Source organism: Pseudomonas sp. 20P_3.2_Bac5, assembly GCF_025466035.1.
GTDB lineage: Bacteria > Pseudomonadota > Gammaproteobacteria > Pseudomonadales > Pseudomonadaceae > Aquipseudomonas.
This window is the reverse complement of record NZ_JANLOA010000070.1, coordinates 56,371-80,429: the sequence shown is the minus strand read 5'-3', so window position 1 is coordinate 80,429 and position 24,059 is coordinate 56,371. Positions and strand designations below refer to the sequence as shown.

Here is a 24,059-nt window from a genome sequence, read left to right as displayed (position 1 = left end):
AGCCCCGGCACTAGTGCCGGGGTTTTTTTATCCGTCCAAAGGTGGCGAGTGATTGTTGGGCCACTCGGTAATGATGGTCGTGTGAGTGCCGGCCTCCAGGTTTTGCAGGATCAGGCGGTTCGAGCTTGGCCGCGTTACAGCATGTCGGGCCAGTAGTTCGAGTAGGGTCTGCGCGTTGGGTCCGGAAATGACAACCGTCGATATTGTAACTTCAGATATTGGCGAAGCTGCGCGCGGAAGTAATAGCGGAGTTGTTGAGCTACTTGTTATGGGTGATGGCTCTTGTGTAACGTTATTGGTTTCAGGTGTTTCCGTTGTGCCCGAATGTTCATCGGGGCCGTACAGACTTTTGGTATTGAAGTTGAGTGTAAGAAAGAACAATAGCGTGAGAAAAGGCGGAAAACCGACCAGGAACCACGTGTAGATACTCTGGCTACTTTCCCCGAGAAAGGGTAACGAGGCCAATGCCGACGCTTCGATAATGCCGGCGAAGATAGCGATAGTGGTCAGCGGGCTTTTCGGTTCCTGGCTGCTCATGGTGAGATCTCTGCGTGCGGTGAGCGTTCGTCTGCCGGCTCTCGGGCAGGGAGTACAAGGGGCGTGGGCGCAGTGTGCCGCAAATGGGATCCAGCAATCACAGGGTGATGGGTCTTATTGAAGAAGCATTTCAGGGGGAATTTGTTTCCTTGCGGCGTGAACGGTCTGTCACTAGGACTTGTTTGGCGAATATTAAGGATATTTCCTTCATATGTTTTTCCGTTATTCGTAGCGATATTTTCTGCGCGCGAGGCTAGCATCCAGAGATGCCTTTTTTGATCTTCAAATTAAGGTTCGCAATAACGGTAAATACGCTGCCTGTAGGAATCTTCTGTAAGAAGCTTCTTTTATTTTTGTAGTCCATGTCTGAGTGTGCGGGTGTTCAGAACATACGCCCTGCAATCAACAAGCTGACTGGGCTATTGTGCGGGCTTCTAACAAGTCGAATAGTAAAGAATGGATCTTGCCCATGAATAAAGTGCTGATCGTCGATGACCATCCGGTCATTCGCTTGGCCGTGCGCATGCTGATGGACCGGCATGGTTATGAAGTGATTGGGGAAACGGATAACGGGGTGGATGCGCTGCAACTGGCCAGGGAGCATTTGCCGGATATCGTGATTCTGGATATCGGGATTCCAAAGCTTGACGGGCTTGAGGTGATTGGTCGCCTCACGGCCAATGGAATCGTCATCAAGGTTCTCGTACTGACTTCCCAGGCGCCGGGACATTTTTCGATGCGTTGCATGCAGGCGGGAGCTGCCGGCTATGTGTGCAAGCAGCAGGACCTTACCGAGCTGCTCAGTGCAATCAAGGCCGTGCTCTCGGGCTACAGCTACTTTCCCAACCAGGCGCTGCACTCGGTACGCGCCAATCTCGGCGGCTCCAGCGAGGCGGACATGGTGGGGCGTCTGTCAGGGCGGGAAATGATGGTGTTGCAGCAATTGGCCCGGGGCAAGTCCAACAAGGAGATCGCCGACGGCATGTTTCTCAGCAACAAGACGGTAAGTACCTACAAGACGCGTCTGTTACTCAAGCTCAATGCTCGCTCATTGGTCGATCTGATCGAGTTGGCGCAGCGCAACGGCCTGGTCTGACCGCTTCCCCCAAAACGCAAAAAGCCTCCGCAATGGAGGCTTTTGTTTTTCCAGGCCCGTAACGTCTCAAAGATCGAAGTCGTAATCAGCCAGTCGCTTTTGCAAACGGCGTTCTTCCAGCAGGTTGTCGATGGTGCGGCGCTTGCTCAGATTGGTTTTTGCAGCTTCAACCGGGGTGTCGTTGACAAACTCGTCGGACGCCGGGGCTTCGTCATCAACATCAAGGTCTTCTTTTTCAGTGCTCATGAGTCACTCCGTTACAAGAGGGCCATTCGCGCTCCTTATAACGATATTCCTGAAGCGGGTAAAAAAGATTTTTTCAATCACCCTGTGAAGGTTTTCACTATGTTCTCAATCGTCGGAGGTCTTGTGCTTGTACTCGCACAAGTCTTCGATCCGGCAACTTCCGCAACGGGGTTTGCGCGCTTGGCACACATAGCGGCCAAGCAGGATCAACCAGTGATGCGCATCCAGCAGATAGTCCTTGGGAACGAACTTCAACAGTGCCTTCTCCACGTCCACAACATTCTTTCCCGGGGCGATGTTGGTGCGATTGCTCACCCGGAAAATATGCGTATCAACGGCCATGGTCAGTTGCCGGAACGCGGTGTTGAGCACCACGTTGGCGGTCTTGCGGCCCACGCCCGGCAAAGCTTCCAGCGCTTCGCGGGTTTGCGGGACTTCACCGCCGTGTTGCTCCACCAGAATCCGGCAGGTCTCGATGACATTCTTCGCCTTGCTGTTGTACAGACCGATGGTCTTGATGTACTCGGACAGGCCTTCCACACCGAGCGCATGAATCGCGGCGGGCGTGTTGGCGACCGGGTACAGCTTGGCGGTGGCCTTGTTGACGCCCACGTCGGTGGACTGGGCAGAGAGGATCACGGCGATCAGCAGCTCGAAGGGCGAGCTGTAGGCCAGCTCGGTTTTCGGCTCGGGGTTGTCTTCGTGTAGCCGGCGAAAAATCTCCAGGCGTTTGGCGGCATTCATGGATCAGCTATTTCCTTCACGGTCTGGTGTGGCCTGTTTCGGACAGGCTCGTTTGATCAGGGCCAGCAGCACGCCGAGCAGCAGTAGGGCGCCGGGTGCGAGGCTGGCCAGGCGCAGGCCGGTAATGTCCGGCCCGCTGATGGATGTCAGATTGAGGGCGCCGCTGGCCAGCAATTCGCGAATCGTGCCCAGCAGCAGGTACAGCACGCAGAACCCTCCCAGCAATATGAACGCCCGGCGCCCGGCCTTGCCGACGCTTTGTTCGAAGAGCAGGCACTGCAGGGCGATCAGCTCTGGGTAGACGCCGAGCGCGTTGCGCAATTCCAGGCCCCAGGCGTGCAGGGCCAGGGTCTGGCACGTGACCAGGGTAGCGGCGACCAGAATGCTGGTGATCTCGCCCGCGACCCCATCGAGCCAGCGCCGCAGGGGTGTCATGCAGGCGAGATGAACCAGCACCGTCGACAGGGTAAGCCCGGCCATGGCGCTGGCCTGGAGCAGTGTCTGGCTCGCGCCGAGCAGTGGCGCCAGGCTGAGGGCCGCCAGCCAGGACCTATTCATGGGCGGGGCCCTCCGTCAGCCAGCCTTGGGCGTGTTCGTCGAAGTAGCGCAGGGCGTCCTGGATGGCGTGGATCACCGCCCGGGAGGTCACGCTGGCGCCGGCCAGTTGATCGAACTGGCCGTTGTCGCGCCTCAGGGCCCAGGCTGCCTCTGGCGTGTTGGCCTGGCTGTGGCCGGCGAAACCCTGCAGCCAGCGGTTGCCAGGTTCAGTCAGGCGAGCGCCGAGCCCTGGGGTTTCCTGATGCTGTAGAACATGGCTGGAGATCACCCGGCCATCAGGAGCGATGGCGATCAACAGTTGAATGGGGCCGGCATAGCCTTGCACACGGCTATGCAGCACCACCGCGGTGGGCTTGCCGGCCAGGGTGGCGAGATAGCCGCCAAGCAGGCTGCTGTGGGCCAGTTCCGGCTCGGGCAGGGCGAGCGGCTGTCGCAGCGGCTCGTTGTCGTAGCTGCCTGCGGGCAACACGCTGAGCCAGGTGCGTGCCTTGAGCTGTTCTTCAGCTGCGCTGATCCCTGGGGCCAAAAGCTGTTGCCAGGTGACACTGGCACCCACGCCCAGCAGTGCCAGGACGGCGATCAGCACGACGCTGCGAGCGTTCATGTCGCCTCCGCTTGCCGACGCTCCGCCCAGCGGTCCAGCGCCGGTACGCAGAGGTTCATCAGCAATACGGCAAAGGCGGTGCCGTCCGGATAATTGCCCCAGGTGCGAATCAAATAGGCCAGCACACCCACCGCGGCACCGAACAACAGCCGGCCCCACGGGGTTTTCGGGCCGCTGACCGGTTCGGTAACGATGAAGAATGCGCCCAGCATGGTCGAGCCGGCCAGCAGGTGCAGCAGCGGCGAACCGTTGGAATCTGACCCCGAACCGTTCCAGCAGAGCAGGCTGATCACGAACAGTGCGCCCAGCATGGCGACCGGTGCCTGCCAGGCGATCACCTTGCGTTGCAGCAGGAACAGGCCGCCGAGCAGGAAGCCCAGGCTGGCCCATTCGCTACCGCGGCCGGCGAAGTGGCCAAAGCCCGGATGGCTGGCGAACAGCTCATCGATGGTCAGGCTCTTGTTCTGGCGTAAACCGTCCAGCACCGTGGCCTGCGCCCAGGCGTCGGGACGTTCGCCGAGGCCGAACAGCGCATTCAGGCTGTGGCCCAGGTCCAGCGGCTGGGGCGCTGGCCAATGGGTCATTTGCACCGGGAACGAGAGCAGCACGACAACGTAGCCGAGCATGGCCGGATTGAACGGGTTGCGACCAACGCCGCCGTAAAGCTGCTTGCCGAGGGCAATGGCGCTGGCGGCGGCAATCACCGGTAGCCACCAGGGGCTGTGAGCGGGCAGGGCGGCAGCCAGCAGGGTCGCGCTGACCAGCGCGCTGCCATCGTTCAGCGCAGGGAGCACCGGACGCTGACGCAGGCGCAGCAACAGCGCTTCCGTGAGCAGGGCGGCGCTGCCAGCCAGCAGCAGATTGAACAACACCCCCCAGCCGTAGACCCAGAACAGCGCCAACACACCCGGCGCACAGGCCAGCAGCACCTGTTGCATGGCGCTACGCAGGCGCAGGTCGGTATCAGCAACAGCGCTCATGATGTGAACAATCCGCTGAACCCGAGAAAAGCCATGGCCATGATCCCGGCGCTCATCAACTCGATGGGCAGACCACGAAAGGCCAGTGGAATATCGTCATGCTGGCTGCGTTGGCGCAGGTCATCGAACAGCGCCAGCACCAGCCAGAAGCCTAGCCCGCTGCCCAGGCCCACCGCCAGGCTGAACAGCACGCCGCGCTGTTCGTCGGCCAGTTGCAGGCACAGGCCAAGCAGCGCGGCATTGCCCATCAGCATCGGCTTGAGCCCGTCGAACGCCGCATTGTTCCGCCAGCGCTGCAAACCATGAAGAATCGGCCCGGCGCTCAGCACACAGAGCGGCAGGAAGACGAACAGGCGCAGGTAGCCGAGTTGCAGCGGCAGCAGGAGGTAATGGTGGAGCAGTTGCCCGAGGGTGCTGATCAGCGTCATCGCCACCAGCGTTGCCAGCCCCAGCGCGTGGACGCGTGGGCGGCTCGTCCGGTCGTCCGGACGCAGCAAGGGATCCAGCGCCAGCGTCTGTTGCAGGACGATGTTGTTGATCAGCGCTGCGCCGATCAGGGCGAGGATCAGTTCGGTCATGGCGGTGCCAGCGGCAGGGTGCAGGACGCCATTATCCGGCAATGACGGTTCAATGAGAACGCCCCGGCGGGTGAGGCCGGGGCGTTGGTTTTACTTGATGCGCTGACCCGGCTTGGCGCCGCTGTCAGGGCTCAGCAGGTAGATTTCTTCGCCGCCAGGGCCGGCGGCCATGACCATGCCCTCGGAGACGCCGAAGCGCATTTTCCGCGGCTTCAGGTTGGCGATCATCATGGTCAGGCGACCTTCGAGCTTGGCCGGGTCCGGGTACGCCGACTTGATGCCGGAGAACACGTTGCGTTGCTCGTCACCGATATCCAGGGTCAGGCGCAGCAGCTTGTCGGCACCCTCGACGGCTTCGGCCTTGAGGATCAGGGCCACGCGCAGGTCGACCGCAGCAAAGGCATCGAACTCGATCTCGGGAGACAGCGGGTCCTTGGCCAGCTCGCCGTTGCCGGCAGGCGCCGACGAAGCCTGGCTGGCGGCCAGGTCTTCCTTGGAGGCTTCGACCATGGCTTCGACCTTGACCGGGTCGATCCGGGTCATCAGTGCCTTGAACGGGTTCAGCGTGTGGTTTTCGAGGCGGGTCAGGTGGTCGTTCCAGGTCAGCGGCGCGACGTTCAGGAAGGCTTCGGCCTCGGCGGTCAGCACCGGCAATACCGGCTTGAGGAAGATCACCAGTTGGCGGAACAGGTTGATGCCCTGGGCGCAGACCGCCTGGACTTCATCCTGCTTGCCTTCCTGCTTGGCCAGGGCCCATGGCGCCTTGTCGGCGATCCAGGCGTTGGCACGGTCGGCCAGGCCCATGATTTCGCGCATGGCACGGGAGAAATCGCGTGCCTCATAGGCTTCGGCGATGCTCGGCGCGGCGGCGAGGAAGGCTTCGGTCAGTTCCGGGGCGGCATCGCCCGCGACCATCACGCCGTCGTTGCCCTTGTGGATGAAGCCTGCGCAGCGGCTGGCGATGTTGACCACCTTGCCCACCAGGTCGGAGTTGACCTTCTGCACGAAGTCTTCGAGGTTCAGGTCGAGGTCATCGACGCCACGGCCAAGCTTGGACGCGTAGTAGTAGCGCAGGTATTCCGGCGACAGGTGATCCAGGTAGGTGCGGGCCTTGATGAAGGTGCCGCGGGATTTCGACATTTTCTGGCCGTTGACGGTCAGGTAGCCGTGCACGTTGATCGCGGTCGGCTTGCGGTAGCCGGCGCCCTGCAGCATGGCAGGCCAGAACAGGGCGTGGAAGTTGACGATGTCCTTGCCGATGAAGTGGTACAGCTCGGCCTTGGAATCCTTGTTCCAGAAGGCCTCGAAGTCCAGCTCGGGGCGGCGGGCGCAGAGGTTCTTGAAGCTGGCCATGTAGCCGATCGGCGCGTCCAGCCAGACGTAGAAGTATTTGCCCGGCTCGTCCGGAATCTCGAAACCGAAGTACGGCGCGTCGCGGGAGATATCCCACTCCTGCAGGCCGGAATCCAGCCACTCGGCGAGCTTGTTGGCTACGGCGTCCTGCAGGGTGCCGCTGCGGGTCCACTCCTGGAGCATGGCCTGGAAGTCCGGCAGCTTGAAGAAGAAGTGCTGGGAGTCCTTGAGCACCGGAGTGGCGCCGGAGATGGCCGACTTGGGGTTCTTCAGCTCGGTGGGCGCGTAAGTGGCGCCGCACTTCTCGCAGTTGTCGCCGTACTGGTCTTCCGCCGCGCATTTCGGGCAGGTGCCCTTGATGAAGCGGTCGGCCAGGAACATTTTCTTGTCCGGGTCGAAGTACTGGGTCACCGAACGGGTGGCGATATGGCCAGCGTCGCGCAGTGCCAGGTAGATGTGGCTGGACAGCTCACGGTTCTCTTCGGCGTGGGTCGAGTGGAAGTTGTCGAAGTCGACGAGGAAGTCGGCGAAGTCGCCGGCATGTTCCTTCTGGACGCCGTCGATCAGTTGCTCCGGGGTAATGCCTTCCTTTTCCGCGCGCAGCATGATCGCCGAGCCGTGAGCATCGTCGGCGCACACATAGATGCACTGGTTGCCACGGTGTTTCTGGAAGCGCACCCACATGTCGGTCTGGACGTACTCAAGCATGTGGCCAAGGTGGATGGAACCGTTGGCATAGGGCAGGGCACTGGTGACAAGGATCTGGCGTGGCTCGGACATGGGGGCTCGGCTACTTTATTCGGCTAAACAGGAGGAAAACGTGATCGGCCACTATAAAGCGCCGGGAAATATATTTCACCCTGTGGACGTCCCGGCGGTGGCTCGCGGGTTAGCATAGCGGCCTGTTTTACTCAGTCTTTTTATCGGGAGTCTCCATGAGCGCCGTCACTCGCGCAGCGGTTGAAGCCGTCCTTCGTCAATACACCGACCCATACCTGAACCAGGATCCCGTCAGCGCCGGCAGCGTCCGCGCCATCGAGATCGAGGACGGCCGCGTCAGCGTGCAGATGCAACTCGGCTATGCCGCTGGCCTGTTCAAGAACGGTTGGGCCCAGGTGCTCCAGACCGCGATCGAAGGGCTGGACGGCGTGAGCGCGGCGAAGGTGAGCATCGATTGCGTGATCGAGCCGCACAAGGCCCAGGCGCAGATTCCGGGGCTGGCCAACGTCAAGAACATCATCGCCGTGGCCTCGGGCAAAGGCGGCGTCGGCAAGTCCACCACCGCCGCCAACCTGGCGCTGGCGCTGGCCCGTGAAGGCGCCCGGGTGGGGATTCTCGACGCGGACATCTATGGCCCGAGTCAGGGCGTGATGTTCGGCATTGCCGAAGGCACGCGGCCGCAGGTCAAGGACCAGAAGTGGTTCGTGCCGTTGCAGGCTCATGGTGTCGAGGTCATGTCGATGGCCTTCCTCACCGATGACAACACGCCGATGGTGTGGCGCGGCCCGATGGTTTCCGGCGCGCTGCTGCAACTGGTGACCCAGACCGCCTGGGACAACCTCGACTACCTGGTGATCGACATGCCGCCGGGCACTGGCGACATCCAGTTGACCCTGGCGCAGAAGGTGCCGGTCGCAGGCTCCGTGATCGTCACCACGCCGCAGGACCTGGCCTTGCTCGATGCGAAGAAGGGCGTGGAAATGTTCCGCAAGGTCAACATTCCGGTGCTGGGTGTGGTGGAAAACATGGCCGTGCACATCTGCTCGAACTGCGGTCATGCCGAGCACCTGTTCGGCGAAGGCGGCGGCGAGAAGCTGGCGTCGCAGTACGGTGTCGAACTGCTGGCTTCGCTGCCGCTGTCGATGCTGATCCGCGAGCAGGCCGATAACGGCAAGCCGACCGCGATCGCCGAGCCGGAAAGCCAGATCGCCATGGTCTATCAGGAACTGGCCCGCTCGGTGGGTGCGCGCCTGGTGTTGCAGGAAGCGGCCGCCCCGGCGATGCCGAATATCACTGTCAGCGACGACTGAGTGCTGGCCCGGCCCGCTGCGCTGTTACGCGGCGGGCCTGCAAGAACCGATCGCCCATAAAAAAACCCCGCTCGAGAGCGGGGTTTTTTCAAGCGATGAAGCAGAAGTTAGATAACTTCAACTTCTTCAGCTTGCATGCCTTTCTGACCGCGGGTAGCGATGAAAGAGACCGCTTGGCCTTCTTTCAGGCTCTTGAAGCCGTCAGCCTTGATGGCTTTGAAGTGTACGAACAGGTCGTCACCGGATTGTGGGGTGATGAAGCCGAAGCCTTTTTCATCGTTGAACCACTTAACGGTACCGGTTTGGCGATTGGACATGGTCTGTCTCCTTGGACAAAAGTTTTCCGGCTCAGGAACGCCCTGGCCGAGACTGAGTGCAAAAAGACAGAAAATTCATGGATGGTTGATCGAGATCTTGCATCGAGTAGAGATTCTCAGTGACAGCGTGCAGCACAGTGTCGGCACCTTACCGGTTTTTCTTCGAGGTGCCAATGGTCTTGCGCGGCTTTTGCGCAATTCATGACTGACGGCGTCATTTGCGGCCTGTAGCCATTCGCCACTAACGGATCGACGGCCGGATGCAGGCTAATTCTTTGAAGCGGGCGCTCGTCCCGGTAAGATGCCGCTCACCTTTTTCACCACGCTACTTCAGGACACCCCGCCATGAGCATCAAATCGGACAAGTGGATTCGCCGCATGGCGCAGGAACACGGCATGATCGAGCCGTTCGTCGAGCGCCAGGTGCGCAATGACGGCAACGACAAGCTGATCTCCTTCGGTGTCTCCAGCTACGGCTACGACGTGCGCTGCGCCGATGAATTCAAGGTGTTCACCAACATCAATTCGGCCACCGTCGATCCGAAGAACTTCGACGCCGGCAGCTTCGTCGACGTCAAGAGCGACGTCTGCATCATCCCGCCGAACTCCTTCGCCCTGGCCCGCACCGTCGAGTACTTCCGCATTCCGCGCAACGTGCTGACCATCTGCCTGGGCAAGAGCACCTACGCCCGTTGCGGCATCATCGTCAACGTCACGCCGCTGGAACCGGAATGGGAAGGCCACGTGACCCTGGAATTCTCCAACACCACCACGCTGCCGGCGAAGATCTACGCCAACGAAGGCGTGGCGCAAATGCTGTTCCTGGAGTCCGACGAGGAATGTGAAGTCTCCTACAAGGACCGTGGCGGTAAATACCAAGGCCAGCGCGGCGTCACCCTGCCGCGTACCTGAACCGACGAACTGGTGGGAATTCCGCCGCCTTGTGGCACTCCAAGAAGATGAACCGTCCCGGCGCGCATGACGTGCGCCGGACCTCGTCAGGAGCAGCCAATGAAACTCGATCCCGCAATCAGCGCCAAGCTGGCCGTGCTGCAGCCCAACCACATCGGGCTGCCGGTATGGTCACTGCTGGCCCATCCGCATCCGGCGATGCACGCTGGCGGTGTTCCCGGCCAGCCCGACCCGGACACCCCGCAACCGCCGCAGCCCGGTGAAAATCCACCGATGGAACCCGGCGAACCGACCCTTCCCGATGAACCGCCACCCGCCCCGGTAGCCTGACTCAGCTTCAGCGCGCCAGCGGCCAGACCCGGCCGGCGCCCGCCAGGAATATCCTGGCCGGTGCGGCCGGGGTCACCCGCCAACCGCCGGTAAATTCGCCGAACGCCGGCAGCAGGCTCACTTGCTCGTCGATCACGAAGCACGGCAGGCGCAGCCTTTGCCGTGCCTTGCCATGCAGTACGCAGACCGGATGCACATGCCCGCACAGCACCGGATGGGTCGGGTGGGCCACGGGGTCGTGCTGCAAGGCGAAGGGCTCCAGCAACCAGGGTTCGTCCAGCATCTCGATGCCCAGGCTAGGCGGCGGATCGCCGGCATGCCGGTCGTGATTGCCGCGAATCAGGCGGATTTGCAACGCGGGGTGGCGTTCACGCCAGGCCTGCAATAACGCCAGGGTTGCCGGCGCGCGGCCTTGGCGGGCATGGATGAAATCCCCCAGCACCACCAGTTGCTCGCTCGGATAGCGTTCCAGCAGGGCGTCCAGTCGCTGCAAGGTTGCGGCGGTGGTGCCACGCGGCACCGGCTGATGCTGGGCGCGGTAGCTGGCGGCCTTGCCGATATGCACGTCGGCCAGCAGCAGCGCCTTGCGTGCAGGCCAATACAGGGCGCGGTCGGCGAGCAGCCACAGACGCTCGCCGCACAGTTCGATTTCACAGTGCTCGTGCATTCCGGCGCCCCCCGTCCGCAGCTTTTTCCAGATCGGCGACCATCCGTGCGATGCGGTCGGCGAGCTTTTCCGTGCTCATGGTCTCGCGCATGCCCTCGACGACCAGCGCGAAGGCCAACGGCCCCGGCCGGCGCAGCGCGTGCAGGTCCAGGCGCTGGCCGCTCATCTTCAGCAACTGGCGATGCAGCCGCTCGATTTCCAGTTCCTCGCGCAACACTTCATCCCGTGCCTGGCCCAGCAGCAGGTTGTCGGCGTCGTGGCGGCGGAACACTTCGAAAAACAGCCCGCTGGAGGCCTGGATCTGCCGGGTGCTTTTCTGCGCGGCGGGGTAGCCGCCGAACACCAGCCCGGATATCTGTGCGATCTCGCGAAAACGTCGCTGGGCCATTTCCCCGGCGTTGAGGCTGGCGAGCACGTCTTCGAGCAGGTTGTCGGCGCTCAGTGCTGCCGGCAGGATGCTGGCCCATTCCACGGCGGTCGGGCTGAGCAGTTCGAAGCCGTAATCGTTGACCGCGATGGACACACTCAACGGCTGCTCGCGACTCGCCCGCCAGGCGATCAGGCTGGCCAGCCCGAGGTTGGCCATGCGCCCGGCGAAGGGGTACAGAAACAGGTGCCAGCCCTGCCGCGAGTGCCAGGTTTCCGCGAGTAGGCTGCTTTGCGTCGGTAGCGCCGACCAGGCGGCCTGCAATTCCAGCAGCGGGCGCACGGCTTGCATTTCCGCGCCGCTGAATTGCCCCTTGGCGGCGGCATCGAGCTGCTCCACCAAGGCGTCGGCCAGTTCGCTGGAAAGCGGCATGCGCCCGCCATTCCAGCGCGCCAGTGCGGCCTTGCGCGCGGTGCTGCGCCGCACATAGGCGGTCATGTTCTCGACCCGCACCAGCTCCAACACCCGCCCGGCGAAGACGAAGGCGTCGTTGGGCCGCAGACGGGCGATAAAGGCTTCTTCGACGCTGCCGAGGTTGGTGCCGCCGCCGCCCTTGCTCCAGAACTTCAACTGGATGCTCGCGTCGCTGACGATGGTGCCGATGCCCATGCGATGCCGTCGTGCCAGTCGCTCGCTGGCGACCCGCCATATACCGTCGGCATGGACCTCGACCCGCTGGTAGTCGGGATAGGCGCTGAGGGAACTGCCGCCATGCCGGACGAAATCCAGCGCCCATTGCCACTGGCTGTCGCGCAGGTCGCGAAAGGCGAAGGTCGTGCGCACTTCCTCCAGCAACTCCAGCGGCCTGAAGCCCGCGCCCAGCGCCATGCTCACCAGATGCTGCACCAGCACGTCCAGGCACAGTCGCGGCGATTGCCGCGCCTCGATATGCCCGGCCGCCAAGGCCTGGCGCGCGGCGGCGGCTTCCACCAGTTCCAGGCTGTGGGTCGGCACCAGGGTGATGCGCGACGCCCGCCCCGGCGCGTGCCCCGAGCGACCGGCGCGCTGCATCAGCCGTGCCACGCCTTTGGCCGAGCCAATCTGCAGGACCCGCTCCACCGGCAGGAAGTCCACGCCGAGGTCCAGACTCGAGGTGCACACCACCGCCTTCAGCCCGCCCTCCTTGAGACTGCGCTCGACCCACTCGCGAGTGCTGCGGGCCAGCGAGGCGTGGTGCAGGGCGATCAGTCCGGCCCACTGCGGACGGGCTTCCAGCAGCGCCTGATACCAGCGTTCGGCCTGGGCGCGGGTGTTGGTGAAGACCAGGCAACTGTGGCAGTCATCGATCTCCCGACAGACCGGCTCGACCAGATTCAGGCCCATGTGCCCGGCCCAGGGAAAACGCTCGATGGCGGCGGGCAGCAGACTGTCCACCAACAGGCGCTTGTCCTGGCGACCTTCGATCAGCCGGCCGTTTTCCGGCACCAGCACGTCAAGGGCGTGGGGAAGATTGCCGAGGGTCGCCGACAGCCCCCACACCACCAACTGCGGGTGCCATCGACGCAGGCGGGCGAGGGCCAGTTGCAGTTGCACGCCGCGCTTGTTGCCGAGCAGTTCGTGCCACTCGTCGACCACCACCATGCGCAGGCTGGCGAAGTCGTCTTCGGCCTGGGCGCGGGTCAGCAACAGGGTCAGGCTTTCCGGGGTGGTGATCAGCGCGCTCGGCAGGCGCCGGGCCTGGCGGGCGCGTTCGGCGCTGCCGGTGTCGCCGCTGCGCACGCCGATGCTCCACGGCAGTTCCAGCTCGTCCAGCGGTGCTTGCAGGGCGCGGGCGGTGTCGGCGGCGAGGGCGCGCATCGGCGTGATCCACAGCACCTGCAAGGGCGCGGGCTGCGGGCGTTTGGCGTTGACGACGGGTTTGCCGGCGAAGGCGCGCAAGGCGGCCAGCCACACCGCGTAGGTCTTGCCCGCGCCGGTGCTGGCGTGCAGCAGCCCGGATTCGCCGCGGCCCACCGCTGCCCAGACCTGCCGCTGAAAGGCGAACGGCGTCCAGCCACGGGCGGCGAACCAGGCATCGGCGAGGTTGGGGCTGACTGGCATGGGCGCGTCCGGCTCGATGAGGGCTGTGTCTTCACAGACCATCGGCCGGACGCATTGGTTTTATTTCAGATTGCCCCGCAGGAATTGCTGCAAGCGCTCGCTCTTCGGCTGGCCGAGCACGTCGGCCGGCGTGCCCTGTTCTTCCACCAGCCCCTGGTGGAGGAACATCACCTGGCTGGAGACCTGACGGGCGAAGGCCATTTCATGGGTGACCATGATCATGGTCCGGCCTTCTTCGGCCAGGCCCTGGATCACCCGCAGTACTTCGCCCACCAGTTCCGGGTCGAGGGCCGAGGTCGGTTCGTCGAACAGCAACACTTCCGGCTCCATCGCCAGCGCGCGGGCGATGGCCACCCGTTGCTGCTGGCCGCCGGACAGAAACGCCGGGTACTGGTCGGCGACTCGCGGCGCCAGGCCGACCTTGTCCAGGTAGCGGCGCGCGCGTTCTTCGGCCTCGTGCTTGCTCACGCCCAGCACGCGGCGTGGCGCCATGCAGATGTTCTCCAGCACGCTGAGGTGGCTCCACAGGTTGAAGTGCTGGAAAACCATGGCCAGCCGCGTGCGCAGGCGCTGCAACTCGTCGGCGTCGGCGACGTGCAGGCCATGGCGGTCATGGACCATGCGGATGTCCTTGCCGTCCAGGGTCATGCGCCCGTCGTCGGGTTGTTCGAGGAAGTTGATGCAGCGCAGGAAGGTACTTTTGCCCGAGCCGCTGGCGCCGATCAGGCTGATGACGTCGCCGGTGTTCGCCTTGAGCGAGACGCCCTTGAGCACCTTGTGGTCGCCGTAGCTCTTGTGAAGGTCTTCGATGGTCAGTTTGTACACGCACAAGCCCTCATGGCGACAGCAGATAACCGCTTCGGTAAGCCTCGCGGCCGGCGACGTGGGCGATGACCATCCCGGCGGTGGCCATGCGCCGCAGCGAACGGGCGTAGAGCAGGCCCGGCTGGACGTTATGCACCGGGGTCACGCGGTCACTGAGCGGGTCGATGACCTCGGCCACCCGTTGTCCGGCTTCCAGGTATTGGCCGGGGCTGACATGAAACACCAGCAACCCGCCCAGCGGCGTGGCGACCGGCTCGACACCGGCCAGCGGCGTGGCCGGATACAGCAGCGGCGGCAACGGCGCCGGCTCGCCGTCGATGGCGCCGAAGTGGGTCAGGTAATCGAGGATGGCCTGGCAGTCGGCCTGGGCCAGCGGATGACTGACGTCGCCTTGGCCGCGCAGTTCGACGGTGACCGAGAAGCTGCCCATCGGAATCGGGAAGTGCTTGCCGAACCGCTGCTGCAACTGCCACCAGACCAGGGTGAAGCACTCGTCGAACGACTGCCCGCCGGAGTCGGTGGCCAGCAGGCTGGCCTGCACCCCGAGGTAGCGTGACAGCGGCTCGACCCGCGCCCAGGCTTCCGGCGTGGTGTAGAGGTGTTTCACGGCTTCGAAATCGCAGTGCAGGTCGAGCACCATGTCGGCATCGCAGGCCAGCCGTTGCAGGGTCAGGCGCTGGGATTGCAGCGGCGTGTGCGCCGGGTGCCCGGCCAGGGCACGGCGCAGGCTCTCGCGGATCAGCTCGACGTTGTGTTGCGGGTCCTGGTTCAGGTGCCCTTCGATCTGGTCGCCGACCAGGTCGGACAGGTCGACGAAGCGCCGGTTGAAATTCTCGCCGCTCTGCAACTCGTAGCGGCCCAGCGGCACGTCCATCAACACCTGCTCGAGGCCCACCGGATTGGCCACCGGCACCAGGACGATTTCCTGGCGCAGGCGTCCCTGGCTTTCCAGTTCGGCGAGGCGTTGCTTGAGGTGCCAGGCCACCAGCATGCCGGGCAGTTCGTCGGCGTGCAGCGAGGCCTGGATGTAGATCTTGCCGCCGGCCCGCGGGCCGAAGTGGAAACTGTGGATCTGGCGGGAAATGCCGGGGACCGGGGCCAGAAGGTCGTGGGTCTTGTGGTGCATGAAAAGTCCTAGTGAGCGGGGCCGAGGAAGGCCAGCCAACGCCGCTCGGCGAGGCGGAACAGACCGACCAGGGCGAAGGTGACGCACAGATAGATGATTGCCGCGGTGCCGAACGACTGGAACGTCAGGAAGGTGGCCGAGTTGGCATCCCGGGCCACTTTGAGGATATCGGGCACGGTGGCGGTGAAGGCCACGGTGGTCGAGTGCAGCATCAGGATCACCTCATTGCTGTAGAACGGCAGCGAGCGCCGCAATGCGGACGGCATGATGATGTAAGCATAGAGTTTCCAGCCTTGCAGGCCGTAGGCGCGGGCGGCCTCGATTTCGCCGTGGTTCATCCCGCGGATCGCCCCGGCGAAGATTTCCGTGGTGTAGGCGCAGGTGTTGAGGGCGAAGGCGAGGATGGTGCAGTTCATCGCGTCGCGGAAAAACGCATCCAGCAGCGGCTGTTCGCGCACGGCGGCGAGGCTGTAGATGCCGGTGTAGCAAATCAGCAACTGGATATACAGCGGCGTGCCGCGGAACAGATAGGTGTAGAACTGCACCGGCCAGCGTACCCAGAAGCGCCGCGAAACCCGGGCGATCGACAGCGGGATCGAGACCAGGAAACCGATCGCCAGCGAGGCGCTGAGCAGCCACATGGTCATGGCCAGGCCGGTGATGTGGGTGCCGTCGGTGTAGAGGAAGGCGCGCCAGTATTCCTGTAGCAGTTCGATCATCGCAGGGCCTCCCGGGTGCCGACGTTATAGCGCCGTTCCAGCCAGCGCAGGGCGATGTTCGAGGCACTGGTGATCAACAGGTAGATGAGCGCCGCCACGATCAGGAAAAAGAACAGTTGATAGGTGCTTTTGCCGGCGTCCTGGGCGGCCTTGACCAGGTCGGCGAGGCCAATGATCGACACCAGCGCGGTGGCCTTGAGCATCACCATCCAGTTGTTGCCGATGCCCGGCAGGGCGAAGCGCATCATTTGCGGGAAGACCACGAAGCGAAAGCGTTGCATGCGCTTGAGTCCGTAGGCCGTGGCCGCCTCGACTTGGCCGCGGGGCACGGCAAGGATCGCGCCGCGAAAGGTCTCGGTGAAATAGGCGCCGTAGATGAAGCCCAGGGTGATGACCCCGGCGGCAAACGGGTCGATCTCGATGTATTCCCATTCCAGGTAGTCGGTGAGGCTGGTGAGCCAGGTTTGCAGGCTGTAGAAAATCAGCAGCATCAGCACCAGGTCAGGCACGCCGCGGATCAGCGTGGTGTAGAGCTGGGCGGGGAGGCGCAGCATGCGCAGTGCCGAGAGCTTGGCGCTGGCGCCGAGCAATCCCAGGCCGACGGCGACCAGCAGCGACATGAAAGACAGTTTCAGGGTCATCCAGGTGCCCTGCCACAACAGTGGGCCGAAGCCCTTCAGGCTGAACGCCGAAAGCCCGAGCAGCGCAAGCAGATCGTCGAACATGAAGCGAACCCTTGGGGTGAAAAAAAGATGCCCATCCGTGGGATGGGCACCGGTTGGCGGTTATTTGCCGCTGTAGAGGTTCAGTTCACCGAAGTGCTTCTTCTGGATCTCGGCGTAGGTGCCGTCGGCGTGTAACGCTTTGATACCTTTGTTCAGGAGGTCCTGCAGGTCTTTGTTACCTTTGCGGATACCGACTGCGGTTTTCGACGGCAGCAGTTCGCTGTCCACCGGCTGGCTCACTTCATAGTTGGCGCCTTGCGGCGACTTCAGGAAGCCCAGTTCGGCTTGCAGCATGTCCTGGATCGAGGCATCCAGGCGGCCTGAGATCAGGTCGGAATAGACCTGGTCCTGGTTCTGGTAGGCCTGGGTCTTGACCCCGGCCTTGTCCAGCACGGCCTTGGCGTAGGCTTCCTGAATGGTGCCCTGCTCGTAGCCGACGGTCTTGCCCTTGAGCGAAGCGATATCGGCGCTCAGGCCCGAACCTTTCTTGAAGACGAAGGAGGTAGGGCCGGAGAACAGCTCTTCCGAGAAGTCGATGACCTTCTGCCGCGCTGGCGTCACGGTCATGGACGAAATCACGCCATCAAACTTGTTGGCCTTGAGGCCCGGGATCATCCCGTCGAAATCGCTTTCCACCCACTTGCAGGTGACCTTCAGTTCCTTGCAGATCGCGTTGCCCAGATCGATATCGAAGCCCACCAGCGAGCCATCGGCGGCTTTGGACTCAAACGGCGCATAGGAAGGATCGACGCCAAAACGCAGCTCCTTGTACTCCTTGGCCAGGGCGTTGCCGGCAGCCAGACACAGAGCAACAGCGGAAAGCGTCAGCCATGCTTTTTTCATCGTGTAGTCCTTGAGAAGCGGCGAAATATTGGGGTGGCCGTGCACCGTTACCGGTCGCGGCCCGACATCACAGTGATAGCAAGTTTTGCACCACTCTGACGGATACCTTGTCCTGGAGGCTTTATCCGGGCACCTCGGGCGGTGCCTGTCGTGCGGGGAAAGCGGTTTGGCGGCGGTGTGCGTTTTTACAGTGCGTGCCTCGCACAGTTCGATCCGCTCAGTGCACTGTCTTGCAGCACGGCGTGGCCGGGTCTCACGTGACTAACTCAAACAGTCTGCATGTTTGAACTGTTTATATCGTGTGCGAAACGGGCGACGGTCATCTCCCAAAGTTCATGCTCGAACCGATTGTTTATTGTCGGCCAGCACAGAGTCTCTTAAGGTCCCCTGTGAAGTGTGCTGCCCAGGCTTGCAGTGTTTTTATTATGTGTGCGAGAGGCCATAAGGCCGATGTGAATGTGCCTCCCGGCTGCGGCTGTTGCCTGCCTGAACACTGGCGGATCTGACTTTATTCTTTGAAATTAATGTTGGAGATGACCATGGTGTACGACGTTGTTGTAGTCGGGAGTGGGGCGATTGGTGGCTCCATTGCATTCGAACTGGCCAGCCGCGGGCTCTCGGTCTGCCGCGTGGGCGAGACCGCCCGGCGCAATGCGGCGTCCCGGGCTGCGGGGGCGATGAATGGCTGTTTCGGTGAGGTGACCAGGACACTGTTGTCTTCGGAGCCTGGTCGCCTGAAGTTGGTCATGGATATACAAGCGAAAAGTCTGTGGGCCGACTGGGAAGAGCGCCTTGCAACGGCCAGCAGCAATAACAAGGGATTACTGGCCGCCTGCGGAACGCATGTAATTCTAAACTCCGCGGGCATGGCGGAAGTTGACAGTGCCAACTACGCCGCCATTGAACAGAGCCTGCGTGATTTTCAGGTATTGCATACTTCGGTGGCGCCGGATGAACTTGAATGGATCAAGGCCAATGATCTGGTCAGGCCGATGCGCGCGCTGTTCATTCCGGATGAAAACGCAATCGATCCCCACCTGCTGCTGGAGAAACTTGATACGGCATTACTGGGAACCGGCGGCACGATCATCGATGCAACGGCCCGCAAGATCCTCGTGGAAGGTGCCGTCGCCACCGGCGTGATGCTGGACGACGGCCGCTCTATCGCGGGAAAACACGTGGTGGTGGCGGCGGGCGTGCAGTCACTGGACCTGTTCGACGAACTGGAGGACGTGGGACGCAAGATTCCGCCGCTGTTCGCCGGCTATGGCGTGTCGCTGCTGTTGCGGCCCAAGGCCGGCCAAAAACTGCCTGAAACCGTGATCCGTACGCCCAATCGCGCCTTTGCCTGTGGCTTGCACTGTCTGCCCCGGGGCGATGACCTGCTCTACCTCGGCGCGACCAATATCCTCGCGGAACAACCGCGCAGCCAGGCCCTGGTTTCCGACGTGCAGTTCCTCCTCGACTGCGCTGTAGACCAGCTCAACCTCGACCTTCATGACGCGGAAATCGTGGATATCCAGGTGGGCAACCGGCCGATCGCCGCCGATGGATTCCCGTTGATAGGGCCGTGCGGATACGACGGCCTGTGGATGGTCACTGGTACCTACCGCGACGGTTTGCACCAGTCGCCATTGTTGGCGGCCTGGGTCGCGGACCAGATCGAGGGCCGCGACAACAAGCTCGACCTGTCGGCCTTCACCCCGTTGCGGGCGCCGCTGCAGGTCGCGTCGCGGGCTGACACCCTCACCGAAACGGTGCGGCAGATGTTCGCCACCGGTTACGAATACCGCTGGGATATCAAGCCCTACTGGATGCCGCTGCTGGATCGCGGCATGAACGAGAACTACACCCGGCTGGTCGAGGCACTGCACCCGAGCTTCACGCCGCCGCCGGAGCTGATTGCCTTCTCCTGGCTGTACCCCTCGATGTTCCAGAGACTGGCCCGTTACTACGAGGCGTGGTCATGACCGCGGCATGGATCGCAGGGCACCGCGCGGCGGCATTGCGTGCCCTGGCCGACGCCGGGGTCTGGGATCCGGGTGCCGACACGGCGGCGCTGGTGGCGAAGCACTTGTACGGCGTCGAATGCTTCGACGAGCAGCGGGTGCAGGCGTTTCGCGCCGATGTAGCGGAGCGCTGCGCGCGCATTCCGCTGGGGCACATACTCGGTTACGCCGATTTCGGCTTCCTGCGCCTGATGGTTGGCAGCGGGACGTTCGTGCCCCGGTGCCAGAGCCTGGCAATGCTGCGCTGGATCGAGCGCAACCTGAGGCTGGATTCCCAATCCTGCGTGTATGACCTGTGTGCCGGAGTCGGAGCGCTGGGGTTGTCGATCTGGTCGGCGTGCGGCGCGAGGGTGACCTGCGTCGAATCTGATCCCACCGCCCAGGCCTATCTGCAGCGCAACATCGGCCGGCTCGGTGCCGAGCGCCACCTCAACCTGATGGCGGCGGACATCACCCAGCCCGCCCCCTTCGAACACGACCGCGGGTTGATCGATGTGGTCGTCGCCAACCCGCCTTACGTTGCACCGCACACCGACCTGCTACCGGAGTGGAGTCGTCATCACCCGCCTGGCGCGATTTACGCCCGGGACGAGGGCGCTGAATTGATCGAGGCCTCGGCCCGGCTGGCCAGCACCGTGCTGAAGCCTGCGGGCGCCTTGCTCATCGAGCATGGCGAGGCCCAGGTGGAGCAGGTTGAAACCTTAATGAGGAGGCACGGCTTTCAGTCGATCAGTCATTGCGTGGACGATGACTTCGGCGATGCGACCGGACCCTCCGTTTTCAGCGTAGGGAGAAGGGCATGAATCAATACGGCAAGCACAACACGGGCAAGGGCGACACCTGGATGGGGCTGCGCCATCAACGAACCAGCGATGCACTGGGCACGGCCGCCGCCGGTGGCCTGACCGGATTCGATGTGGTCGCTCGCAAGGGCAAGGAACTGACCCTGGCCGATGGCTCGACCTGCACCGAGTTCGTGTCCTGCTCCTATCTCGGGCTGGAGAGCCACCCGGCGCTGGTCCTGGCTGCCCGGGAGGCGCTGGAGCGGATCGGCATCCACCTGTCGGCCAGCCGCGGGGCGATGAGCCCGGTGTACCTGCGCCAACTGGAACAACTGCTGTCAGAGATCTACGACGGGGCGTCGGTCACGGTCTTCACCTCCACCAGCAATGCCCATCTGGGCGTCCTGCCGCTGCTGGGCAGTGGGGTGATGGAGGGCTATCCCGTTCGCGACAAGGGCGTGATGTGGCTGGTGGATCGCACCGCCCACGCCTCGATGCAGGTCTTGCGCGGGGTGCTGGAGCAGTTTGGCCCGGTATGCCGGGTCGACACCGCGGATATCGACGCCGTCGAAGAGGTGCTGCGTGGCTGCGACCAACAGGGCGTGACACCGGTCCTGCTGATCGACGGCGTGGGCTCGATGTCCGGCCTGCTGCCGGTGGCCCGGCTGAGCGAACGGCTGCGCACCCACGGCGGCTACCTGTACGTCGATGACGCCCACGGCATTTCGATCACCGGACGCCATGGCGCCGGCTACGCCTTCGAGAACCTGGGCCACCGGCTGCCGGCCAACACCCTGATTGCCGGCTCCCTGAGCAAGGCGTTCGGCGGGGCGGGAGGCTTCATCGTACTGCGGCCCGGCTACGACGCCCGGCAACTGCAGGCGCTGGCCAACCCGCTGGTGTTCGGTCACAGCATCGCGGTGCCCATGCTGGCGGCGAACGTGGCGGCTGCGCAGATTCACCTGTCTTCCGACATCCACGCGTTGCAGCAGCGGCTGTGGCGCAACGTCCGGCGGCTGGATGAAAGCGTCGCACAGCCGATGATGAACGCCGACCTGTGTGCGCCGATCCGCGGCGCCCTGTTCGCCAGCGAGCGTCAGGGCGTGACTGCCGCCCGGGCCCTGAGGGCGGCGGGCCTGGTGATGTTTCCGGTGTTCTATCCCATCGTCGAAAGCGGCAAGGCGATGCTGCGCTGCGCGGTGTCCGCCGCCCATACCCCGGCCCAGATCGACACCCTGGCGCTGCAGCTCAACCAGCACCTGAACGCACAGGCCGTGGAGGAATGAACCATGTCGAACGATGCCGCTGTAGTGCTCGGCTCGCACCGGGCGCAACTGGACAGGATCAACGGGCAACTGGTCGATTTGCTGGCAGAGCGAATGCAGCTCTGCCGGAACATCGCCAGGCTGAAATCAGCCCATGGCATTTCGATGATGCAACCGCAGCGCATCAGCTCGACGCTTGAGCTGGTGCGCTCGCTGTCCAGCGCGAGGCAATTGCGCCCGGACTATGTCGACCGGCTGTTCCGTCTGATCATCGATGAAACCTGTGATGAAGAACTGCGGGTCATGGCCAGCGCCGCCAAGGACGAGGGATGAACGATGCGCGTACTGATCATCGACAACCTCGACTCCTTCACCAACAACATCGCCCAGTACCTGTATGAGGTCTGCGGCGAGCACCCGGTGGTGGTGCCCAACACCCACAGCCTGGCGCAACTGGAACTGGACCGGTACGAGGCCGTGGTGCTGTCGCCCGGCCCCGGCCATCCCGGACGCTCCGGGGATTTCGGGGTGTGCCGGGATGTCCTGGAACATGGCGGTCTCCCGGTGCTGGGCGTGTGCCTCGGGCATCAGGGCATCAACTGCTTTTTCGGCGGGCAGGTGGAGCACGCACCGGCGCCGGTGCACGGTTACAGGACCCGGATCCGGCATGCGGGCAGTGGCCTGTTCGAAGGCATCGAGCAGGACTTCACCGCCGTGCGCTACCACTCGCTGGTGTGCACCGAAGTGCCGGAATCACTGGAGGTGACGGCCCGTTCCGAGTGTGGGCTGGTCATGGCGCTGGCCCATCGGCAGCGCCCGGTCTGGGGCGTGCAGTTTCATCCGGAGTCCATCGACTCGCAGCACGGCAAGCGGCTCTTCGGCAATTTCCTGCGCATGGTGAGGCAGTGCCAGAAAGGCGCTATCGAGAAACAGGTGGCTCATGCCTTGCGCCTGGCGGGCGGCCCGTCGACGCTCGCTCCGGACTACCGGCTGATGGACCCCGCCACCGATCCGCTGGCCACCTTCGAACACCAGTTCGGTGACTGCGTGGCGGCGTTCTGGCTCGACAGCGAGCGGGCCGAGCGCAGCAGGGCGCGCTATTCGCTGATGGGCAGCTGCGATCCCGATTCGGCGCTGGTGTTCAGCTATAACGTCGAGCAACGGCTGCTGACGATCGAAGGGCCGGCGGGGAAGACCGCGCTGGCGGGTGACTTCTTCGATCTGATGGCCGGGGTCACCGCCTCGTTGCGTCCCGAGTGCTGGCCGCAGGCGCCGTTTCCGTTTCGTGGCGGGCTGGCGGGTTATCTGGGGTACGAACTCAAGGCGCTCAATGGTGCTGAAAACCTGCACGTGTCGCCGCTGCCCGACAGCCTGTTGTACCTGCCGAAAAACATGATCGTGTTCGATCATCAGCTTGGCGTTGGTTATCTCTGCCACCTCTGGGGCGAGCGCCTGTCGCTCAAGCCCGTGCCGCCGGTCAGCCGCGCCGCTGCCACCGCATTTTCACCGGGGCCGGTGGCCGAGGCGGCGTTGAACCTCGCCGACGGCTCGACCGCCTACCAGGAAAAAGTCAGGGCCTGCCTGGCGCAAATCACCGAAGGCGAGTCATACGAGATCTGCCTGACCAACCGCGCCCGCATGGTCTGCCCGGATGCGCCGCTGGCGGTCTACACGCGCATGCGTGCTATCAGTCCCGTGCCTTATGGCGCCTATATCGACACCGGCACCTTCGCGATCCTCAGTGCGTCGCCGGAGACCTTCCTGAAAATCGATGCCACTGGCCGTATCCGCTCCCGGCCGATCAAGGGCACCCGCCCGCGTGGCAGCAGCCCCGTGGCGGATCAGGCGCTGCGCGACGACCTGGCCGCATCAGCCAAGGACCGTGCCGAGAACCTGATGATCGTCGACCTGGTCCGGCACGACCTCAACGGTATCTGCGTGGCGGGTTCGGTCGAGGTTCCGGACGCCTTTTCGATTGAAAGCTATTCGTCGGTCCACCAACTGGTGTCCACCGTGCAGGGGCAGCTGCGTGCGGGCGTCGATGCGTTTACCGCCATCAAGGCGTGCTTTCCGGGCGGCTCCATGACCGGCGCGCCGAAAGTGCGCACGATGGCTATCATCGACCGGCTCGAAGCTTCCGCCCGTGGCGTTTACTCTGGCGCCCTGGGCTGGATCGGGATGGACGGCTACACCGAACTGAGTGTGGTCATCCGCACGGCGGTGGTGAGGGACGGCATGGCCACCTTCGGTATCGGCGGGGCGATCGTCGCGGCCTCCGACCCCGCCGACGAAATGGAGGAAACACTGGTGAAGGCGAGCGTTCCGTTTCACAGCATCAAGGGATGA

General features: G+C 63.4%; 25 protein-coding genes. 9 read left to right on the top strand and 16 right to left on the bottom strand.

Annotated elements, in window-relative coordinates:
- Positions 1–27: 27 nt before the first annotated feature.
- A complete protein-coding gene (locus NTD88_RS13430) occupies positions 28–537 on the bottom strand; it encodes a hypothetical protein (protein ID WP_256587692.1) in 510 nt (169 codons plus the stop codon).
- Between the two features lie 469 nt (positions 538–1,006).
- Here NTD88_RS13430 and NTD88_RS13425 point away from each other — a divergent pair, with 469 nt between their 5' ends.
- Positions 1,007–1,633, top strand: coding sequence for a response regulator transcription factor (locus tag NTD88_RS13425; RefSeq protein ID WP_095154897.1), 627 nt, complete (start codon positions 1,007–1,009; stop codon positions 1,631–1,633).
- 66 nt (positions 1,634–1,699) lie between these two features.
- Here NTD88_RS13425 and NTD88_RS13420 read toward each other — a convergent pair whose 3' ends face one another.
- The 7 genes from NTD88_RS13420 to metG all read right to left on the bottom strand — a co-directional run bounded on the left by NTD88_RS13420 (position 1,700) and on the right by metG (position 7,476).
- A complete protein-coding gene (locus tag NTD88_RS13420; protein ID WP_095154898.1) occupies positions 1,700–1,879 on the bottom strand; it encodes a PA3496 family putative envelope integrity protein in 180 nt (59 codons plus the stop codon).
- Between the two features lie 105 nt (positions 1,880–1,984).
- Positions 1,985–2,623 carry an endonuclease III gene (gene nth, locus NTD88_RS13415; RefSeq protein WP_095154899.1) on the bottom strand — a complete coding sequence of 213 codons (639 nt, stop codon included), beginning with the start codon at positions 2,621–2,623 and terminating at the stop codon, positions 1,985–1,987.
- A gap of 3 nt (positions 2,624–2,626) precedes the next feature.
- Positions 2,627–3,181: an Rnf-Nqr domain containing protein gene (locus NTD88_RS13410; protein ID WP_262128356.1), complete on the bottom strand. Its 555-nt coding sequence runs from the start codon at positions 3,179–3,181 to the stop codon at positions 2,627–2,629.
- Positions 3,174–3,785: an RnfABCDGE type electron transport complex subunit G gene (locus NTD88_RS13405; protein ID WP_262154369.1), complete on the bottom strand. Its 612-nt coding sequence runs from the start codon at positions 3,783–3,785 to the stop codon at positions 3,174–3,176. Before NTD88_RS13405 ends, NTD88_RS13410 begins: the two co-directional genes overlap by 8 nt.
- Entirely contained in the window at positions 3,782–4,765 is a 984-nt protein-coding gene (locus NTD88_RS13400; RefSeq protein WP_095154902.1) for an RnfABCDGE type electron transport complex subunit D, read from the bottom strand. Before NTD88_RS13400 ends, NTD88_RS13405 begins: the two co-directional genes overlap by 4 nt.
- On the bottom strand, positions 4,762–5,343 hold the full coding sequence (locus tag NTD88_RS13395) for an Rnf-Nqr domain containing protein (RefSeq protein WP_262154368.1): 582 nt from the start codon (positions 5,341–5,343) through the stop codon (positions 4,762–4,764). Before NTD88_RS13395 ends, NTD88_RS13400 begins: the two co-directional genes overlap by 4 nt.
- A 90-nt stretch (positions 5,344–5,433) precedes the next feature.
- Positions 5,434–7,476 (bottom strand): methionine--tRNA ligase, encoded by a 2,043-nt coding sequence (gene metG, locus NTD88_RS13390; protein ID WP_262154367.1) that lies wholly within the window; start codon positions 7,474–7,476, stop codon positions 5,434–5,436.
- A 155-nt stretch (positions 7,477–7,631) separates the two neighbouring features.
- Between metG and apbC the strand changes: the two genes are divergently transcribed.
- Positions 7,632–8,726, top strand: coding sequence for an iron-sulfur cluster carrier protein ApbC (gene apbC / locus NTD88_RS13385; protein ID WP_175652312.1), 1,095 nt, complete (start codon positions 7,632–7,634; stop codon positions 8,724–8,726).
- A 107-nt stretch (positions 8,727–8,833) separates the two neighbouring features.
- Here apbC and NTD88_RS13380 read toward each other — a convergent pair whose 3' ends face one another.
- Entirely contained in the window at positions 8,834–9,043 is a 210-nt protein-coding gene (locus tag NTD88_RS13380; protein ID WP_010221054.1) for a cold-shock protein, read from the bottom strand.
- Between the two features lie 345 nt (positions 9,044–9,388).
- On the opposite strand from NTD88_RS13380, the gene dcd reads away from it, so the two are divergent.
- On the top strand, positions 9,389–9,955 hold the full coding sequence (dcd, locus tag NTD88_RS13375) for a dCTP deaminase (protein ID WP_042122772.1): 567 nt from the start codon (positions 9,389–9,391) through the stop codon (positions 9,953–9,955).
- A gap of 99 nt (positions 9,956–10,054) precedes the next feature.
- A complete protein-coding gene (locus NTD88_RS13370) occupies positions 10,055–10,285 on the top strand; it encodes a hypothetical protein (RefSeq protein ID WP_095154905.1) in 231 nt (76 codons plus the stop codon).
- 7 nt (positions 10,286–10,292) lie between these two features.
- Here the strand turns inward: NTD88_RS13370 and pdeM are convergent, their stop codons facing one another.
- Genes pdeM through NTD88_RS13335 form a run of 7 tightly spaced genes read right to left on the bottom strand, consistent with a single transcriptional unit; the run spans position 10,293 to position 17,657 of the window.
- Positions 10,293–10,952 (bottom strand): ligase-associated DNA damage response endonuclease PdeM, encoded by a 660-nt coding sequence (gene pdeM / locus NTD88_RS13365; RefSeq protein WP_262154366.1) that lies wholly within the window; start codon positions 10,950–10,952, stop codon positions 10,293–10,295.
- Positions 10,936–13,419: a ligase-associated DNA damage response DEXH box helicase gene (locus NTD88_RS13360; RefSeq protein WP_262154365.1), complete on the bottom strand. Its 2,484-nt coding sequence runs from the start codon at positions 13,417–13,419 to the stop codon at positions 10,936–10,938. Before NTD88_RS13360 ends, pdeM begins: the two co-directional genes overlap by 17 nt.
- Positions 13,420–13,479: 60 nt before the next feature.
- The gene (locus tag NTD88_RS13355) at positions 13,480–14,244 is read right to left on the bottom strand and encodes an ABC transporter ATP-binding protein (RefSeq protein ID WP_262154364.1); all 765 of its coding nucleotides are present in this window, start codon (positions 14,242–14,244) and stop codon (positions 13,480–13,482) included.
- A 10-nt stretch (positions 14,245–14,254) separates the two neighbouring features.
- On the bottom strand, positions 14,255–15,370 hold the full coding sequence (locus tag NTD88_RS13350; RefSeq protein WP_262154363.1) for a succinylglutamate desuccinylase/aspartoacylase family protein: 1,116 nt from the start codon (positions 15,368–15,370) through the stop codon (positions 14,255–14,257).
- 8 nt (positions 15,371–15,378) lie between these two features.
- On the bottom strand, positions 15,379–16,089 hold the full coding sequence (locus NTD88_RS13345; protein ID WP_095154909.1) for an ABC transporter permease: 711 nt from the start codon (positions 16,087–16,089) through the stop codon (positions 15,379–15,381).
- Complete coding sequence (locus NTD88_RS13340) at positions 16,086–16,814, bottom strand: ABC transporter permease (protein ID WP_095154910.1); 729 nt, start codon at positions 16,812–16,814, stop codon at positions 16,086–16,088. Before NTD88_RS13340 ends, NTD88_RS13345 begins: the two co-directional genes overlap by 4 nt.
- 60 nt (positions 16,815–16,874) lie before the next feature.
- Positions 16,875–17,657 (bottom strand): transporter substrate-binding domain-containing protein, encoded by a 783-nt coding sequence (locus NTD88_RS13335; RefSeq protein ID WP_095154911.1) that lies wholly within the window; start codon positions 17,655–17,657, stop codon positions 16,875–16,877.
- A 539-nt stretch (positions 17,658–18,196) separates the two neighbouring features.
- Here NTD88_RS13335 and NTD88_RS13330 point away from each other — a divergent pair.
- From NTD88_RS13330 to pabB, 5 genes are read left to right on the top strand one after another with little or no spacing between them, the layout of a single operon-like run.
- Positions 18,197–19,627: an NAD(P)/FAD-dependent oxidoreductase gene (locus NTD88_RS13330; protein ID WP_095154978.1), complete on the top strand. Its 1,431-nt coding sequence runs from the start codon at positions 18,197–18,199 to the stop codon at positions 19,625–19,627.
- Complete coding sequence (locus NTD88_RS13325) at positions 19,624–20,469, top strand: N5-glutamine methyltransferase family protein (protein WP_262154362.1); 846 nt, start codon at positions 19,624–19,626, stop codon at positions 20,467–20,469. The genes NTD88_RS13330 and NTD88_RS13325 overlap by 4 nt, the downstream gene beginning before the upstream one ends.
- A complete protein-coding gene (locus NTD88_RS13320; protein WP_095154913.1) occupies positions 20,466–21,734 on the top strand; it encodes an aminotransferase class I/II-fold pyridoxal phosphate-dependent enzyme in 1,269 nt (422 codons plus the stop codon). Before NTD88_RS13325 ends, NTD88_RS13320 begins: the two co-directional genes overlap by 4 nt.
- Before the next feature lie 3 nt (positions 21,735–21,737).
- The gene (locus NTD88_RS13315; RefSeq protein WP_095154914.1) at positions 21,738–22,046 is read left to right on the top strand and encodes a chorismate mutase; all 309 of its coding nucleotides are present in this window, start codon (positions 21,738–21,740) and stop codon (positions 22,044–22,046) included.
- Positions 22,047–22,049: 3 nt separating this feature from the next.
- Positions 22,050–24,059 (top strand): aminodeoxychorismate synthase component I, encoded by a 2,010-nt coding sequence (gene pabB, locus NTD88_RS13310; protein WP_262154360.1) that lies wholly within the window; start codon positions 22,050–22,052, stop codon positions 24,057–24,059.